Raw genomic sequence first — 16,350 nt, 5'->3', positions numbered from 1 at the left:
CAGTTTCTGCAACAACTGAGAGGTAGGTGTGATGTCCGCTTCATCCCAGACTCCGCAGCCGGGTGACAGCCAGGCGTACTCGCTGTCGGGGCAACTACGGGCCAACGACGGGCACGGCGTCTCCCCCGAGACACGACGCAAGGTCGTGACCGCGAGCTTCATCGGCAACTTTGTCGAGTGGTTCGACTACGCCGTCTACGGCTACCTGGCCACCAAGATCGCCGTCGTCTTCTTCCCCGAGCAGGACCGCCACGCCGCGCTGCTGGCCACCTACGCGCTCTTCGCGGTGTCGTTCATCATCCGGCCGATCGGCGGGTTCTTCTGGGGCAACCTGGGCGACCGCATCGGCCGCAAGAACGCTCTGGCTCTGTCGATCCTGATCATGTCGGGCGCGACCTTCTGCATCGGCCTGCTGCCGACGTACAACTCGGTCGGTCTGCTCGCACCCGGTCTGCTGCTGCTGATCCGTCTGGTGCAGGGCTTCTCGGCCGCCGGTGAGTACGCGGGATCGTCCGCCTTCCTGGTGGAGTACGCACCGCCGCGCAAACGCGGTCTCTACGCGGCCGTCGTCCCGGCGTCCACCGCTGCCGGCCTGCTGCTCGGATCGCTGATGGCCGCCGCCATGAGTGCGCTGCTGACCGAGAGCCAGATGAACGGGTGGGGTTGGCGCATCCCCTTCCTGCTCGCCGCCCCGATGGGCCTGATCGGCCGCTACATCCGCGAAAAGCTCGAGGACACACCGGAATTCCGGGCGATGGCCGAGAAGGACACCGCCGTCAAGGCACCCACCCGCGAACTGCTCACCACCTACTGGCGCACCGGTCTGATCGCCTCGGGCGCAGTGCTGCTCAACGCGGTCGGCTTCTACGTGATCCTCAGCTACATGCCCACCTACCTGTCGGAGGAGATGGGCGTCGGCAAGACGCAGTCGTTCATCGCGACCACGATCGCGCTGCTCACCTACGTCTTCTTCATCCTGCTGACCGGCATGCTGTCCGACCGGTTCGGACGCCGGAAGGTGCTCATCACCGCGTCGATCTGTTTCATCCTGTTCACCGTTCCGGCGTTCGCGCTGCTCGACACCACGTCATTCACGGTGATCGTGCTGATCCAGGTGCTCCTCGGCGGAATGCTGACGCTCAACGACGGCACGCTGCCCAGCTTCCTGGCTGAGCTCTTCCCCACCCACGTCCGCTACAGCGGCTTCGCAGTCAGCTTCAACCTGAGCAACGCGCTCTTCGGCGGCACCGCACCCTTCATGGCGACCTTCCTGATCGGTGCGACCGGAAGCAAGCTCGCCCCCGCCTGGTACCTCGTCGGAGCCGCGGCCATCTCGATGACCGCCGTGATCATCGCCAAGGAGACCGCGCACAAAGCACTCGCGCAGGCGCCAGTGACCGATTCCGACGAATCGACTTCCAAGTCAAGCGAATTCACCAACTCGACTCTCGTGGAGGAGACCCCATGACCCAGCTGACCAACCCAACCGCTTCGTCCGTCGCCGAGCTCGAGCGCCTGAAGGTGCTGCACAACGGCGAGAAGGTGACGCTCACCTTCACCGATGCCGAACTCGAGCGCCGCATCAACGGACTGCGCGCGATCATGGCCGAGCTGCGCCTCGATGCCGTCGTGCTGACCAGCTACCACTCGATCAAGTACTACAGCGACTTCCTGTTCACCTCGTTCGGCCGGGCGTACGGCATGGTCGTCACCGCCGACGACACCGTGACGATCACCGCCAACATCGACGCCGGCATGCCCTGGCGACGCTCGTACGGCGAGAACATCGTCTACACCGACTGGCAGCGCGACAACTATTTCTTCGCCATCGCCGAAGCGCTGCGCCAGCGCGGCGTCCGCCCCTCCCGCATCGGGGTCGAGGACGACAGCCTCCCGCTGATCCAGCGCCAGCGGATCGCCGACGCCCTGGACGGTGCCGAGCTGGTGGACGTCTCGCAGGCTGCGATGCGTCAGCGGATGATCAAGTCGGACGAGGAGATCACCGTCATCAAGCACGGTGCACGCATCGGCGACCTCGGCGGCGAGGCGATCCGCGACGTGATCCGCGAGGGCATCACCGAGTACGAGGTGGCGCTCGCCGGCACGAACGCGATGGTGCACGAGATCGCCAAGACCTTCCCCGACAGCGAGATCCGCGACACCTGGGTGTGGTTCCAGTCGGGCATCAACACCGACGGCGCGCACAACTGGGCCACCACCCGCAAGCTGCAGCGTGGCGACATCCTCTCGCTGAACTGCTTCCCGATGACCTCTGGTTACTACACCGCCCTGGAGCGCACGATGTTCCTCGGCGAACCGGACGCGGAATCGCTGCGGCTGTGGAACATCAATGTCGAGGTGCACCGCGCCGGCATCGAACTCATCAAGCCGGGCGCCGTCTGCAAGGACATCGCCGCGCAGCTCAACGAGATCTACATCGGTTACGGCCTCCTGCCCAACCGCACCTTCGGTTACGGCCACTCCTTCGGGGTGCTGTCGCACTACTACGGCCGCGAAGCAGGCCTGGAGCTGCGGGAGGACATCGACACCGTGCTCGAGCCAGGCATGGTGGTTTCGATGGAGCCCATGATCACGGTGATGGAGGGCTTGCCAGGTGCCGGCGGCTATCGCGAGCACGACATCCTGGTCGTCGGCGAAGACGGCGCGGAGAACATCACCAAGTTCCCGTTCGGCCCGGAGCACAACATCATCGACGCCTGAGTCACGTAGTCTCGCGAGGCGGGTCCGAGTCATCGGGCCCGCCTCGACCGTTACCAGCAGGCTGGAGGTGCCATGCCGAGCGAACCAAGAGGACCATCCCCCGTCGCCACTGCCATGGCCGTCCTGCGTTGCTTCAGCCCGGACCGCCCTGTGCTCGGCGTCGTGGAGATCGCCGAGGAGATCGGACTGCACAAGTCGTCGGTGTCGCGGATGATGAGCACCCTCGAAGCCGAAGACCTCGTCGAGCAAGACCCGATCTCCAAGAAGTACCGTCTCGGACTCGGCCTGCTCAGCGTCACCGGATCACTCCTGGCACACCTGGACGTCCGCCGCGCAGCCGTTCCTGTCCTCACAGCGCTGAGCGCAGAGACTGGCGAGACCAGTTCGCTGATGCTGTGGGACGGCAATGCTTCGGTCACCGTCGAGCAGGTGCCTTCCAGCCATCCGGTGAAGCACTCCTCCGAACTCGGAACCCGTTACAGCACAGTCGAATCGTCGTCCGTCCGGATCTTCCTGGCCAACATGGACGAGGCCGAGCGCCGGGCCTTCCTCAAACGCAACAGCGGCGCCCAGATGTACGGCCGGCTGGCCGCCGGCGATGTTGACGGCACCGCGGCCAACATCGGCCAGACCACCGCCGACGAGATCGGCGTCTCCGCCGGCGTGCACGACCACCGCGGCAACCTCATCGCGGCGATCCTCATCTCCGCCCCGCGCTACCGCGTGGACGACGAGCGCGTCACCCACTTGCGCGACGCCTGTCGCGCAGCCGCGGCGTCACTCACCCAGCGCCTCGGCGGAACTCCTGCTGTCTGAAGCGAGTTCGTACCCACTCCGTATGCGCTGCTGCTGACCGGACGCGCCTTCGACAGCTTCGCGCGTGAACAGCACCTACCGACCCAGCGACCACTGGGTTTCGTCGTAATCAGCCACGACCGGCGCGTGATCACTGATCCGGACGTCCCGGGACGGCTCGCGATCAACCCACGCTGCCGTCGCGCTCTTGGCCAGCTTCGGGGTGGCCAGGTGGTAGTCGATGCGCCAGCCGACGTTCTTGGTGAAGGCCTCCCCCATCCACGACCACCACGAGTACGGCCCGTCGGTCTCCGGGTGCAGGCGCCGGGTGACGTCGATGAGGGTGCGCGGTGAGAGCTGCGCGCCCATCCATTCGCGCTCCTCGGGGAGGAAGCCCTCCGACCGATTGCTCGTGCGCCAGTTGGTGAGGTCGTAGCGAGTGTGCGCGACGTTGAGATCACCCATCAGTAGGAACTCCCGACCGTTCGCCAAAGCCGTTCTGCGAGAACGAGAAAGCTGCCGGGTGAAGGCGTCCAGGAAGCGCATCTTGCGCTCGTACTTCGCTCCGCCGTCCGGCGCCTCTCGCATGCGGCCGGGCTTCTGCAGGTGCGCGGGCAGGCCGCCCTTGGGCAAGTAGAGCGAGGCGACGGTGAGCGGGACGTCGGCCAGATCGACCTCGACATAGCGACCCTCGTGCGCGAACTCCCGCATGCCGCGAGCCAGAGTCGTCGGGTCGGTGTCGACCTTCTCGCCGTTCAGTCGCACATGCCCGCTCCAGGTGCGGACGGCCGCCGGCGCCTGCCGGGTCATCACCGCGACGCCGTTGCGTCCTTTCAGTCCGCCCTCTTCGTAGGCCACGTGGTATTCGCCGTAGACGCCCTCCGGGATGTCGGCGTGCTGCGCCCGAACCTCTTGCAGCGCAACGACATCGGGGTTGCAGGTGGCCAGCCACTGCTCAAAGCCGCGGCGCTGGGCCGCGCGGATTCCGTTGACATTGAAGCTGGCAATACGCACGGTTCACGAGGCTAGCCCGACGCCAGAAGCTCACGACGACACCCCGCCGCCCTTGCCTCGCCACCAGGCAGCTTCTGGGCCAGTTGCGAGCGGCGAGTTGATCGCCGGATGCCCGGTGATCCCGGCCGCGTATATGGCTGCCATGCGAAGCTTCGGGTCTTTCATCCAGCGCTCCAGATCGTCATCCGCGTTCAGGGCTCCACTGTGGGCCAAGCCCACCAGGGCACTCACTCGGTATGCCGGCGATTCTTCGAGCACGCGACGCAGGCGGTTTTCGCTCGCTCGGGTGGCGAGGTTCATCACCAGGTAGCTCGCCAGCTGACGTGAGGTGGCATCGGCGTCACTGACGCAGACGTCCGCGGCGGTGTCACAGATCGTGGCGACGAAGGGGCTCTGCCGGATGAGGGTGACCGCATGGAAGCGAGTGCCGGAATCTTTGCCCTGCAACGCAATTCGCAGGAGTTCGTTCAACACACCACCGGGATGGTTGGGCCACGTATCGGCCATGGCGGCGCGTGTGTAGAGCTCGACCTCGTCGCTCACGTCGCGGCCGTTGCGCTGTCCGGTCAACCGCGCGAGCGGGTGCACCGCGTCGATCTTCTTCAGGATTGGTTCGGCGAGCTCGTGCGGCAACTCCGCGGCCAATTGCGCGAGCGGCTCGTACGACGACAAGCTCCATCGCGACAGGCGCCGGGTGATCTCGTCGGCGATCGCTTGCAGTTGGTCCGCGCTCAACGTGCGCAGGTGGGCCGGCGACACGAGGGCGATGCTGTAGTTGTCGAAGCGCTCGTCGCTGGCCGCCTCCAGATCCGCGATGAGGGTGTTGATGGCCGCCGCGCTGCGGACGTCCCCGACCACCGACCACGCCTCCCGGGTGCCCGAAACACCGGGCACCTTGGTGAGGTCTTCCGCGGCCCGGATGATGTCGAGGGCGTAGCGCTCATCGCTGGCCAGAGTGCTCAGGGCTTCTAGTCGCGGGTAGTAGCCACGGTCGGTGGCGCGCATGCATTGGTCCATCAGCTGGTGGATCCAGGCACTGACGATGCGCGGCGGCAGCAGCATCTCCGACGCGCTGGCGAGGGCATCAGCGAGTTGGAGCCATTCGACGGCGCTGAGCTTTTCGCGGTCGAAACAGTTCGCGATGACTTCGCGGCGGGCGTCCGCGGTTTCCGGGATGCTCCGCAAGCGCATCAGAGCGGCGCTTCCTGGCGAGGTCGGCTCGATGCGGGCGGCGGCACGCAGCGACGCACTGAGGCTCAGCGGCGGTAATTCAAGAAGCTGTTCGTAGCGTCCGATGATGCGCAGATCGGCCTGCCCGAGACCGTTCTCCGCACGCGTGATGTCGAACGTGGTGAGCGGAATGCCTTTGGACGTGGCGACGTGGCTGAGCTCCGCGCCGGTGAGACCGCCGAGCGGGGAGGCCAGACGGTGCGACCACAGCAGCCACGAGGTCACGGCGTTCATGTCGGCCAAGGTCAGCCACGCCGTGCTCACGCTCGGGCCATGCGGCAGCCTGCCTCTGCGCCCCACCACAGCCCACGTCACAATCCCGAATTATCGGCGTCAACGCGCCGCATTCTCCGCGAATTGCAGTGAATTGAGCCGTCGGCAATTTGTCTCGCGAGGTCGGACGTCCGCCAGGCATGGTCGGGTCGGCCGGGTCGCTCGGCGACAACAAACACGAAAGTCCGCAGCACTCGGCGGATGAACCAGCGAATGCTGCGGACTTCTCGGGTGGAGCCTTGGGGTCAGTCCTGGGCGACGGTGACGTTGACCGGGATGTTGCCGCGGGTCGCGTTGGAGTAGGGGCACACCTGGTGCGCCTTGTCGGCGAGCGCCTGGGCGGCGTCCTGCTCCATGTTGGGGATGACCACTTCGAGGTCGACGGCGAGGCCGAACCCGCCCTCGTCCAGCTTGCCGATGCTCACCTTCGCGCCCACCGAGGAGTCGGTGAGGTCGGGCTTGCTCTCCTCGAGAGAGGCGACCTTCTTCAGGGCGCCGTGGAAGCACGCGGCGTAGCCAGCGGCGAAGAGGTCTTCGGGGTTGGCCGCGCCACCGGGGCCACCCATGCCTTCGGGCACCTTGAGGTCGAGGTCGACATAGCCGTCGACGGTCTTGGTGTGGCCGTTGCGGCCGTCGCCGGTCGCGAGTGCCTCAGCGGTGTAGAGCGTCTCCATGAGGGATCCTTTCGTGAGGGTTGCTGCCAGTGGCGACGTTATCCCGCCGGCCACGCGGGTGGGTGACCGTCCGCCCACCGAAAGAATGGAAACTCGCCGAACGACGCTTGTGGTGGTCGCTGTCGGCCGTTGTTGAGCGCAAACGCGGTACCCGTGCCCTAGGCAGTCTCTGTTCAGGAGCCGGGAATAGCGTCAGTTCGCTGTCAGAACTGGTTCGCGCGGTCCTGCGTAGCCTTCGGGAAGGAAGAGCACATCGCCGAACCCCGGAACGAAGAACGAGACAAATATTTTTCCTGGATCGGGCTGTACCGCGCACATCCCACAGGGGCGACCCAGTCAAACAGCGACGACACAACCAGCCGCGTTCCAACCTTTGCGGCGGACCTACGAAACCCGGCCGACCGAACGCACGCCTGGCGTGCGGCCACAACGTTGCGTCAAGTTCAAGCCAACTTCTAGAAGGCCTTGAACTTGAAGCATCTAGCAGCTATCTTCAACATCAAGAGATTCTTGAAGATAGGTTGAAGCATTGCGCCTCCCCAAGCGCCCACCAACGGTAGGCCTAGGCGCGTTCGGCGGTTCGTTCGAGAGCCTGTCCTACGCACTCATCACCATCAACGTCGCTACCGATCCGTACCGGCCGTGGGATCGCATGTACTGGCATACACCACCCACTGGCTTGACACGCGAGCAGTGGTGGGTGGCCACCCGGGTGCAGCGGCGAGCCCAAGCACGCTCCCTGCCCTTCACGAGTACCTCTGGAACTGCCTTCAGCTATTCGCTCCCCAATGACGTGCTTCGTCCATTACAAGAGATTTCGACACGCGCAGGCGGACGGATCGGCCTGGACGAACCAGTGACGAACCGGGCGACCAGAGACCGCTACCTCGTGAGCTCGCTCATGGAGGAGGCGATCACATCTAGTCAGCTCGAAGGCGCCACCACCACGAGGCGAGTCGCCAAGGAGATGTTGCGCAGCGGACGTCGGCCCCGCACCAAAAGCGAACAGATGATCTGGAACAACTTCAACGCAATGGAGTACGTCAGAGAACACGCCTCGGAGTCCATCACGCTGGAACGGATTCGAGAGTTGCACGAGATAGTCACGATGAACACCCTTGATGACCCTGCTGACGCGGGCCGTATCCAGCAGGTCGGCGATGAGCGTGTGTATGTCGAGTCCCTAGAAGGCGAAGTGGTTCACGAGCCTCCTGCAGCAGACGAGCTCCCGGCGAGATTGGAAACCCTGTGCCGGTTCGCAAGTGGCGGAGCAGGAGCCGCGGACGAGTGGGTACCTGCCACCGTCCGCGCCATCATCGTCCACTTCATGCTCGGGCACGACCACTACTTCGTAGACGGCAACGGTCGCCTGGCGCGAGCCGTCTTCTACTGGGTAATGCTCCGCGAAAAGCTTTGGCTGACGGAGTTCGTCACCATCTCCTCGATCTTGAAGGCGGCGCCCGCCAAATACGGCAAGGCCTACCTGTACAGCGAGTACGAAGACGACGTTACGCACTTCGTGATTTACCAACTCGAGGTACTCAACCGCGCCTTTGACCATCTTGAGGCGTACCTCGCAGCTCAGGTCGCCGAGACGCAAAGAACCCGCGATGCCGTCCAAAACTCCGCAACGTTCAACCACCGCCAGTTGGCGATCATCGAGTCCGCTCTTGCCGACCCCGACGTGGAATACACGGTTCATTCCCACGGCAAGAGCCACCGCGTATCCCACGAGACCGCTCGCCAAGATCTGATGAACCTCGAAGAGCGCGGACTCCTCACGCGGCAGCGCGTGGGGCGTCAGTTCGTTTGGCGGCGATCGACTGATTTCGAACGGCTCTTGCAGGGCGGCTGACTACGAACAAAGGCCTGCACCTGCGTTATGACACGGACCAGGCCGGCGCGCGAACGGACGAGGGCAACACGCCCGCGGACGAATCCCGATCGCGCTCCCACCACTGCGCCCGCCGCGGGTGCGACAGTTTGAGAACCACCCGCGCGAGAGAGGCAGCCATGGCACAGAAGAAGCGTGAAGACCCTGGCCCGTCGGTGAAAGACCCGGACCTGTACGAGGCGCTGCGCGAGGAGGGCAACAGCAAGGAGAAGTCGGCGCGCATCGCGAACGCGGCGGCCAACACGTCCCGCTCGGCGATCGGTCGCAAGGGCGGGAAGGCCGGCGACTACGAAGACATGACGAAGGACGAGTTGCTCCAACGTGCACGCGACATCGGCATCGAGGGGCGTTCGCGCATGAGCAAGGGCGAGTTGATCGACGCGCTGCGGGAGCACTGATGCCGCGGCTTCGGAAGGTCTCGCCGACCATGCGCGGCTACACCCGGCAACGGCGCGGCAAGGGGTTCAGCTACGCGGACGCCGACGGCGCCGCGCTCAGCGCCGAAGACGTCGAGCGGATCAAGGCGCTGGTCATTCCGCCGGCCTGGCAGGACGTTTGGATCTGCCCGCTGGCGAACGGCCACATCCAGGCCACGGGCATGGACGCCGCCGGACGTCGGCAGTACCTCTACCACCCCGACTGGCGGATCAAGCGCGACAAGATGAAGTTCGACCGGGTGCTCACCGCCGCGGCCGGGTTGCCCAAGGCGCGCAAGCAGATCGTCCGCGATCTGAGCGGTGAGGGCATGACGCTCGACCGGGCCAGCGCCACCGCCGTCCGGCTCATAGATCTCGGCTACTTCCGTATCGGCAGCGACGCGTACGCCGACACCAACGGTTCGTTCGGGCTCACCACGTTGGAGCGGCGGCACGTGAAGCGCGGCCGGGACGGGCTGGTATTCAAGTTCGTCGGCAAGTCAGGCGTCGAACACACGGTGACCATCGACGACAAAGTGGCGATCGAGGCGCTTGATCGCATGCGTTCGCGGCGCGGTGGCAGTGGCCGGCTGCTGGCCTACAAGAACGGGCGCTCGTGGGTCGATCTGGACGCAGCGTCGGTGAACGCTTATCTGGCAACGCTTTTCGGCGGCGACCTCACCGCGAAAGACTTCCGCACCTGGCACGCGACCGTGCTCGCGGCCGCGGCGTTGGCGGAGTCGACCGAGAACGGCGACAGCAAGGCGTCCCGCAAGCGCGCGGTGAAGGCGGCCGTCGAGGAGGTGGCCACCTACCTCGGCAATACACCGACGGTGGCGCGTGGTTCGTACATCGATCCGCGGGTGCTCGACCTCTACGAGAGCGGCACGACGATCACCGTGCCGAGGACGAAGAGCATCGAGAAACGCCGGGAAGCGTTGGAGAAGGCAGTGGTCGAACTGCTGGCGTAGACCGGTGGCGTTGGCTGGAAACTGCGACCGGACGATGCGCGGCTGACTCAACCGGTGCTGCCGCGACACGCCCCTGGCTCGCTACCCCGCGAGCACGTTCTGCACCAAGTCAGGAATCGTGTGTGAGTGATGATCAACGATCGTGGTCACCGGGCGCCACGGTCGGGGACTGATCCCACGAATCTCGTTGTCCCGCATTAGTTTCGCGGCCGTTTTGACCGACACGACTTCACCGGTCGCGCGAAGATCCCTGGTAATCCGCGGGGCACCATTCACCCCCTTGGACGCGTCATGGGCGACTTTGATCTTCACGACGAGGTCAGCACGCCGAGAATCTCTGGGGCTCAGCTCGCCGCGGTCACCACGACCCGCTCGCTCGGCCCAGGCGTAGTACCCCGACCGGGACACTCCCCGCAGATCAGCCATCCGCACGACCGGGGGCATGTTCGAGCCGGCCTTCTCCGCATCGATCACTGCGAACGCCTGCTCGGGTTCGAGTTCTCCGTGGCGAAGAAGGCCGCTGCTTTTTTCAGGAACCCCGATCCATCCGCAGCTCGGCCACCTCGCGACGTAACCGGATCAACTCGGCCCGCTCATCAGCATCGATCGCTGCGGGCGGGTCATCCATCCGCGAGCGTTCGATCGCGACCCACCGACCCAGCAGCTGCTCCCCGACACCGATCTCCCGCGCAACAACCGCGATCGAGCGACCAGTATCGATCACTAAATGAGCGGCCTCACGCCGATACTGCGGGGTGTAACTCTCCCTGTTCGCACCCATAAGTGCATCCTTCCCTGCCAGACCAAGGTCTGACGATCAGGATGTCCACCGAACGGGGTCAACCCCAGGACGCACTGGCGATGAAAGCCGTGAAGGCGGCCGCGTGATCAACGCCGTCGCGCTGCTCGCCACCGGGGTCAACGGGGATGGGCACCGCGAAGTCCTCGGGCTCCGGGTCGCGACCAGTGAGACCGGGCCGGCGTGGAATGAGTTCTTCGCTGACCTGGTCGCCCGCGGCCTGACCGGTGTGCGGCTGGTGACTTCGGATGCCCACCAGGGCCTGGTCGAGGCCGTCGCAGCGAACCTGCCCGGCGCGTCCTGGCAACGGTGCCGCACGCACTACGCCGCCAACCTGATAGCCGCCACACCCAAGACCATGTGGCCGGCGCTCAAAAGCGATGCTGCACAGCGTGTACGACCAACCCGACGCACCCTCGGTGCACGCCCAGTTCGACCGGCTCCTGGACTACGTCGCCGAGAAACTCCCGGCCGTGCACGACCACCTCGACACCGCCCGCGCCGACATCCTCGCGTTCACGCAGTTCCCCAAAGACGTGTGGTCACAGATCTGGTCCAACAACCCGGCCGAGCGCCTGAACCGAGAGATCCGCCGTCGTACCGACTCGGTCGGGATCTTCCCTAACCGGGGCGCGATCATCCGGCTTGTAGGAGCCGTACTGGCCGAGCAAACCGATGAATGGGCCGAGGGCCGCCGCTACCTCGGCCTGGACGTCCTGGCCCGCTGCCGCATCAATCCCGCACCCACCACCGAACCCATGATCGGAGCTGAGAACCTCCCCGCCCTGACCGCCTAACACCGATCAAAGGTACGCGCCGCTACACCACTACAAGGGACTTGACCCCCGGTTCTTTTTCGTAAGGCTTTGGTCAAGAGCGGGTAAAGAACTGGTCAAGGGTGTATCGCCATGGATCACGCCCTTGAGAGCATGCAAGTGCTCAGCTATTAACTACTTGGGGAGGATTTATGAGGCGCCTAACGACGGCTTTTGCAGCCACCGCACTAACCATCCTTGCAGGGGGATTTACTGGCTCGGCTAACGCCGCGCAGCAAGATCCAGGCGGTGGCGGAGGCGCCAGCCAAACCATCGGCTCGTGTACCTACACGACTTCAGTTGAACGAGTCGGTGTAAACACGTATCGCACCCACGCAGTCGCCTACTGTCCCACGACTTATCGAGGAGGATTCCTACAGCTGACGTCCCTAGGAGCGGCCTCGGGTACCTCGGGGGTTCGGAAGACCTGCACCCCGATGGGTTACACATACACCGGCAGCCCACTGCACTGCTACTCACCGTATTTCAAAGTAGCTAAAGGCCAGAAGGCTATGTCCTACGTCTACACCTCCAATCAAGGCGCGATGACATACCGCTATGGTGCCTTTACCTACTTTTGGGGATGGGGCTGACAGTTATTGTCCGCGACTCAGCCTGGCTTGGGCGCATTTCATCGCATAAGAAGGCGCGAGTAGGTCCTTTATGCGCGGACCGTCCCAAGGGATCTTGGGGCGGTCCGCGCGGACTCGAATAGAGAGTCGGGACTGCTGCACGGATAGGTGACAACTGATCTGGCTTGCCCGGGTGGGTGGCCTGGAGGGATGTTGCTGTGCCTGCTCCGTATCCTCGAGAGTTCCGTGACGACGTTGTCAGGGTGGCTCGTGCCCGCGAATCTGGTGTGACGTTGGCTCAGATCGCCAAGGACTTCGGCATCCATGAGATGACGTTGTCGAACTGGATGAAACAAGCCGAGATCGACGAAGGCGCCCAGCCTGGCATGACCCGCTCTGACTCGGCCGAGCTGTGTGATCTACGGCGCCGTAACCGGTTGCTGGAACAGGAGAATGAGGTGGTGCGCCGCGCGGCGGCGTACCTGTCGCAGGCGCACCTGCCGGGAAAAGGCTCTACCCGCTCGTGAGCGAGCTGCACCGTGACCGGATCCCGGTTACGGTGGCGTGTCGGGTGCTCAAGCTCTGTCGTCAGGCGTACTACCGGTGGCTCGACCAGCCCGTGACTGAGGCGGAATGGGTGCAAGCCCATCGCGCGAACGCACTGTTCGATGCGCATGCTGATGATCCGGGGTTCGGGTACCGCTTCCTAGCTGACGAGGCCGCTGATCACGGGTACCGGATGGTGCCCCGGACCGCGTGGCGGATCTGCTCGTCCAAGCAGTGGTGGTCCGCCTTCGGTAAACGTCCTGGCCGGCACGGTAAGCGACCGGGCCCACCGGTCCATGACGATCTGCTCGCCGTCACCGACCAGCAGGGTGTGGTGCGGCACGAGTTCACCGCGACGGCACCGAATCAGGTGTGGCTGACCGATATCACCGAGCACCGCACCGGTGAGGGAAAGCTGTACCTGTGCGCGGTGAAAGACGTGTACTCGGGTCGGATCGTGGGGTATTCCCTGAGTGAGCGGATGCGGTCGACACTGGCTGTGGCGGCGTTGAATTCAGCAGTCGCGCTACGCCGTGCTGAGGGCATGCCCGTGGCCGGGTGCATCGTGCACAGCGACCGCGGCTCTCAATTCCGCGCCCGGAAATACGTCCGGGCGCTGCGAAGCCACGACCTGCTCGGGTCGATGGGCGGGGTCGGAGCTGCTGGCGACAACGCCGCGATGGAATCCTTCTTCGCGCTGCTGCAAAAGAACGTGCTCAACCGGCATGCCTGGGACACCCGTGAGCAGTTGCGGACGGCGATCGTGGCCTGGACCGAACGCACCTACCACCGCCGCCGGCGTCAGGAACGACTCGGCCGATTGACCCCCATCGAATTCGAGACCATCATGACCACACCCGCCACACAGGCGGCGTGACCGAACCTGTCACCTATCCGTGCAGCAGCCCCGGCATCAACCAGCCGAAGTGTCGCGCTCGACATGAAACCGACGTAGTTGGCTTACAACGGTTCTGATCGAGTTCCGGAAACGTCGCTTGCCGTGCACATAGTGTCAGGATGACCGCCGACAGGGAGGCAGCACATGAGCGCAATGGGACGAATCGAGTTCGGGAGGCTCACCGCCGCGTGGAAGGGTGAGGCTTCCGATTTCACGCCGCTGCTCGCCGAGCGTCTCGACCAGCTCGGTGAGGCAGTGGGAGTGCCCCTCGCTCAGGTCGGTCGGGCGGAGGTATGGACGACCGGCGGCCGGCGTATCGACATCGTCACCGAGGACGCAGACGGTGCCACCTTCGTCATCGAAAATCAGTATGGACGCGCCGACCATGACCACCTCACGCGCGGGCTCGCCTACGCGGTCGCCGCCAAAGCTCGCGGTTTGGTAGTGGTCGCCGAAGAGCACCGCGATGAGTTCAGAGCCGTAGGGCAGTACCTGAATGATCTCGCCCAGAAACACCCTGACAACGGGATCTCTGTGTGGCTGGTCGAAGCGCAGGCGATCCGCATCGACGGCGGCATCTGGGCTCCGATGTTCACGGCGGTCGTCGGGCCAAATGACTTCGTGCGTGCCGTAGAGCAGGACCGCCAACGCGCGGCCCGCAAGGCTCTGACTCCGGATGAGTTCCTAGCTCTGCACGACTCGGACCAGCAACGCACCGTGAGCGAAAAGGTGATCGCTTGGTGGACCAGAGAAGGCCACAAAGTTCGTTACGGCTCGACCAATGTCCGGCTGGGAGCACCCGGGCCATCCAAGAACGGCAGCCGCACGGTTGTCGTCGTTTACGCCGATGGCACCGTCAGCGTTCCGCTGCACTCCTACGCGGGGCAGAACACCGGCATTCCGATCGCTTCACTGACCACCGACGAGTTCCGCGCTAAGACTGATCGACTGTTCGGTTTCTCGGGAACGGAGCAGTGGGGCACGACCGCCGCTGGTTGGCTGAACGCGGAGACGGCCCCGCAGCTACGGACGTTCTGCCTAGATGTCGCGGCGGCATATGCGGATGCGCTGCTCTCAACCGACGAAGGAGATATTCCGTGACGAACATGTGGGGTATTCACAACGATGTTCTCGGACCTGACTTAGTCACCGGAAACTTCATCAGTATCGGGTGGGAGGGCATCGGCGACCTTCGCCAGATCGGGGACGACAGGGACGCTCTCAAGGTGCTTCTGCAACAGACCTTTCCTGAAGCGAAAGCCGGTGCTATTCCTGTTTGGGCCGGAATCTTGCTTCGCTTTGCGTTCGAGATGCGCCCGGGCGACATCGTGATCTCGCCCTACAAAGCCGACAGCACTCTCAACTTCGGCGTCATCGACGGGCCGTACGAGTTCATCCAATCCGAGCCATTGCACCGCCACCGCCGACGTGTCCGCTGGATCCGGACCGGAGTGCCACGCGGCATCTTCCCCCAGCAAGCGTTGTACGAGATCGGTTCGGCCATCACGCTGTTCCGCGTGCGACACAACAGATCGGTCTTCGAGCAGTACCTCGCGTCAGCATCCGACGACGTCACCCCTGTACACACAGACCCCGTGACAGCTGAGCCCACCGAAGAAGCGGTCGAAGGCTGGGCCGCTGATGAGCCAAGTGCTGCACGCATTAGTCAGTTCACTCGTGACTTCGTGCAAAAGCAGTTGCTGGCGGAGATGTCTCATCAACAGTTCGAAGAGTTCACCGCCGACCTATTAGTCTCGATGGGCTACCAGGCCCGCGTCACTCCCTACACCGGCGACGGCGGCGTCGACGTGATCGCCCATCGCGATCCCCTTGGCCTGGAACCCCCGATCATCAAGGTGCAGTGCAAGCACACCACCGCCACGCAGTCGCGACCGGACGTCCAGCGCCTGATTGGCACCTTGGCGTCCAATGAACTGGGGCTCTTCGTCACGCTCGGCACCTACAGCAAGGACGCCGTTGACCTGGAGCGTGAGCGACAGAATCTGCGGCTCCTGACTGGCGCCGACATCGTCGAACTGACCATGCAGCACTATCAAGAGTTGCCGGCACGATGGCGTCAGCTGATGCCGCTGCGTCAGGTGTTCGCGGTCGATCGCGACGCCGAAGGACGCTGATCGAAATCCGAGATTCGTTGCCAACAATCGCAAGATCGCAAGCTCCTCACGGTACAATCGCAGCACAAGCTATTAGCTTTATTGGTTTTATTAGACTCAGTACTCCTGCTGACATGTTTCTCCTATGTGCTAGGTACGAAGAGGGCGATCAGTTAGCCGACGACGTGACCGTACGCGCAAGCACTGACATCCCAGGTCTCGTAGCCGCGGAGTGTGGATAAGTCGCAGCTCCCTGCCTAGATCTATGGGCTCAGGAGCGCCCATCAGTGATCCCCCTCGGCCTTCTCAGCGCCTGGGGGAACGCCCTCGAACGACCGGCAACCGCTGCACGGCTCAGAGGCAAGGGCGCAACGCCGATGCAGCAGTCCATATCTTGCCGGACGCGAGATGTGAGATCTCCTACCCGACTCATAGACCACGAACCCCGCTCTGTAGCAGTCCATAGGCCCGTCGAACCGGACGCGCCCCGGTCTCTGTATGCCCTGGAAGAAGCCTGGAGAGCGACCGCAGAATGCCGCTACAAGCCAACTCATTGGCCAACCTCGGCGGCAACGCGGCCGCTCCAAGACCAGCTCGGCCCATCTATGGCTCCGGCGA

Annotated in this window: 14 protein-coding genes and 1 pseudogene; 10 read left to right on the top strand and 5 right to left on the bottom strand. The window is 64.2% G+C overall.

Going from position 1 to position 16,350, the window contains the following annotated elements; genetic code table 11:
- The first annotated feature begins 31 nt into the window (after nucleotides 1-31).
- From J5M86_RS00605 to J5M86_RS00595, 3 genes are all read left to right on the top strand, one after another.
- Nucleotides 32-1,468, top strand: a complete 1,437-nt coding sequence (locus tag J5M86_RS00605; RefSeq protein WP_188061706.1) for an MFS transporter — start codon at nucleotides 32-34, stop codon at nucleotides 1,466-1,468.
- Complete coding sequence (locus tag J5M86_RS00600) at nucleotides 1,465-2,721, top strand: aminopeptidase P family protein (protein WP_188061707.1); 1,257 nt, start codon at nucleotides 1,465-1,467, stop codon at nucleotides 2,719-2,721. The genes J5M86_RS00605 and J5M86_RS00600 overlap by 4 nt, the downstream gene beginning before the upstream one ends.
- A 114-nt stretch (nucleotides 2,722-2,835) precedes the next feature.
- A complete protein-coding gene (locus tag J5M86_RS00595) occupies nucleotides 2,836-3,537 on the top strand; it encodes an IclR family transcriptional regulator (protein ID WP_244328400.1) in 702 nt (233 codons plus the stop codon).
- Nucleotides 3,538-3,612: 75 nt separating this feature from the next.
- Here J5M86_RS00595 and J5M86_RS00590 read toward each other — a convergent pair whose 3' ends face one another.
- The 3 genes from J5M86_RS00590 to J5M86_RS00580 all read right to left on the bottom strand — a co-directional run bounded on the left by J5M86_RS00590 (nucleotide 3,613) and on the right by J5M86_RS00580 (nucleotide 6,707).
- Entirely contained in the window at nucleotides 3,613-4,530 is a 918-nt protein-coding gene (locus tag J5M86_RS00590; RefSeq protein WP_188061709.1) for an exodeoxyribonuclease III, read from the bottom strand.
- Between the two features lie 30 nt (nucleotides 4,531-4,560).
- Nucleotides 4,561-6,024: a hypothetical protein gene (locus tag J5M86_RS00585; protein ID WP_188061710.1), complete on the bottom strand. Its 1,464-nt coding sequence runs from the start codon at nucleotides 6,022-6,024 to the stop codon at nucleotides 4,561-4,563.
- A 254-nt stretch (nucleotides 6,025-6,278) separates the two neighbouring features.
- Nucleotides 6,279-6,707 carry an organic hydroperoxide resistance protein gene (locus J5M86_RS00580; protein ID WP_188061711.1) on the bottom strand — a complete coding sequence of 143 codons (429 nt, stop codon included), beginning with the start codon at nucleotides 6,705-6,707 and terminating at the stop codon, nucleotides 6,279-6,281.
- A 529-nt stretch (nucleotides 6,708-7,236) separates the two neighbouring features.
- Here J5M86_RS00580 and J5M86_RS00575 point away from each other — a divergent pair.
- The 3 genes from J5M86_RS00575 (at nucleotide 7,237) to J5M86_RS00565 (ending at nucleotide 9,988) form a co-directional block, all read left to right on the top strand.
- Entirely contained in the window at nucleotides 7,237-8,562 is a 1,326-nt protein-coding gene (locus J5M86_RS00575) for a Fic family protein (protein ID WP_208965065.1), read from the top strand.
- Between the two features lie 158 nt (nucleotides 8,563-8,720).
- Nucleotides 8,721-8,999 carry a Rho termination factor N-terminal domain-containing protein gene (locus J5M86_RS00570; RefSeq protein ID WP_188061712.1) on the top strand — a complete coding sequence of 93 codons (279 nt, stop codon included), beginning with the start codon at nucleotides 8,721-8,723 and terminating at the stop codon, nucleotides 8,997-8,999.
- Entirely contained in the window at nucleotides 8,999-9,988 is a 990-nt protein-coding gene (locus tag J5M86_RS00565) for a DNA topoisomerase IB (RefSeq protein ID WP_188061713.1), read from the top strand. The genes J5M86_RS00570 and J5M86_RS00565 overlap by 1 nt, the downstream gene beginning before the upstream one ends.
- An 81-nt stretch (nucleotides 9,989-10,069) precedes the next feature.
- Here J5M86_RS00565 and J5M86_RS15700 read toward each other — a convergent pair whose 3' ends face one another.
- Both J5M86_RS15700 and J5M86_RS00555 read right to left on the bottom strand, forming a co-directional pair.
- Nucleotides 10,070-10,414, bottom strand: a complete 345-nt coding sequence (locus tag J5M86_RS15700) for an IS3 family transposase (protein WP_255427706.1) — start codon at nucleotides 10,412-10,414, stop codon at nucleotides 10,070-10,072.
- A 103-nt stretch (nucleotides 10,415-10,517) separates the two neighbouring features.
- Entirely contained in the window at nucleotides 10,518-10,769 is a 252-nt protein-coding gene (locus J5M86_RS00555) for a transposase (protein WP_188061715.1), read from the bottom strand.
- Between the two features lie 68 nt (nucleotides 10,770-10,837).
- Here J5M86_RS00555 and J5M86_RS00550 point away from each other — a divergent pair.
- The 4 genes and pseudogenes from J5M86_RS00550 to J5M86_RS00535 all read left to right on the top strand — a co-directional run.
- Nucleotides 10,838-11,584 (top strand): annotated as a pseudogene (locus tag J5M86_RS00550) (IS256 family transposase); the annotation flags it as partial.
- Between the two features lie 808 nt (nucleotides 11,585-12,392).
- Nucleotides 12,393-13,597 (top strand): IS3 family transposase gene (locus J5M86_RS00545; RefSeq protein WP_208965064.1). Its coding sequence is split into 2 segments (ribosomal slippage): nucleotides 12,393-12,677 and nucleotides 12,680-13,597, totalling 1,203 coding nucleotides; the frame shifts between segments, so codons are not numbered across the junction.
- A 174-nt stretch (nucleotides 13,598-13,771) separates the two neighbouring features.
- Entirely contained in the window at nucleotides 13,772-14,719 is a 948-nt protein-coding gene (locus tag J5M86_RS00540; RefSeq protein ID WP_208965063.1) for a hypothetical protein, read from the top strand.
- 5 nt (nucleotides 14,720-14,724) lie between these two features.
- Nucleotides 14,725-15,753 carry a restriction endonuclease gene (locus tag J5M86_RS00535; RefSeq protein ID WP_188061792.1) on the top strand — a complete coding sequence of 343 codons (1,029 nt, stop codon included), beginning with the start codon at nucleotides 14,725-14,727 and terminating at the stop codon, nucleotides 15,751-15,753.
- The last annotated feature ends 597 nt before the right edge of the window (nucleotides 15,754-16,350 follow it).

The organism is Yimella sp. cx-51, from assembly GCF_017654605.1.
Taxonomy (GTDB): domain Bacteria; phylum Actinomycetota; class Actinomycetes; order Actinomycetales; family Dermatophilaceae; genus Yimella.
This window is presented reverse-complemented; position numbering and strand designations above follow the sequence as displayed.

Coding starts and splice junctions, on each gene's coding strand:
- J5M86_RS00570 (WP_188061712.1), top strand. CDS start 8,721: ATGGCACAGAAGAAGCGTGAAGACCCTGGCCCGTCGGTGAAAGACCCG.
- J5M86_RS00535 (WP_188061792.1), top strand. CDS start 14,725: ATGTGGGGTATTCACAACGATGTTCTCGGACCTGACTTAGTCACCGGA.
- J5M86_RS00555 (WP_188061715.1), bottom strand. CDS start 10,769: ATGGGTGCGAACAGGGAGAGTTACACCCCGCAGTATCGGCGTGAGGCC.
- J5M86_RS00600 (WP_188061707.1), top strand. CDS start 1,465: ATGACCCAGCTGACCAACCCAACCGCTTCGTCCGTCGCCGAGCTCGAG.
- J5M86_RS15700 (WP_255427706.1), bottom strand. CDS start 10,414: ATGGCTGATCTGCGGGGAGTGTCCCGGTCGGGGTACTACGCCTGGGCC.
- J5M86_RS00580 (WP_188061711.1), bottom strand. CDS start 6,707: ATGGAGACGCTCTACACCGCTGAGGCACTCGCGACCGGCGACGGCCGC.
- J5M86_RS00540 (WP_208965063.1), top strand. CDS start 13,772: ATGGGACGAATCGAGTTCGGGAGGCTCACCGCCGCGTGGAAGGGTGAG.
- J5M86_RS00605 (WP_188061706.1), top strand. CDS start 32: ATGTCCGCTTCATCCCAGACTCCGCAGCCGGGTGACAGCCAGGCGTAC.
- J5M86_RS00565 (WP_188061713.1), top strand. CDS start 8,999: ATGCCGCGGCTTCGGAAGGTCTCGCCGACCATGCGCGGCTACACCCGG.
- J5M86_RS00595 (WP_244328400.1), top strand. CDS start 2,836: ATGGCCGTCCTGCGTTGCTTCAGCCCGGACCGCCCTGTGCTCGGCGTC.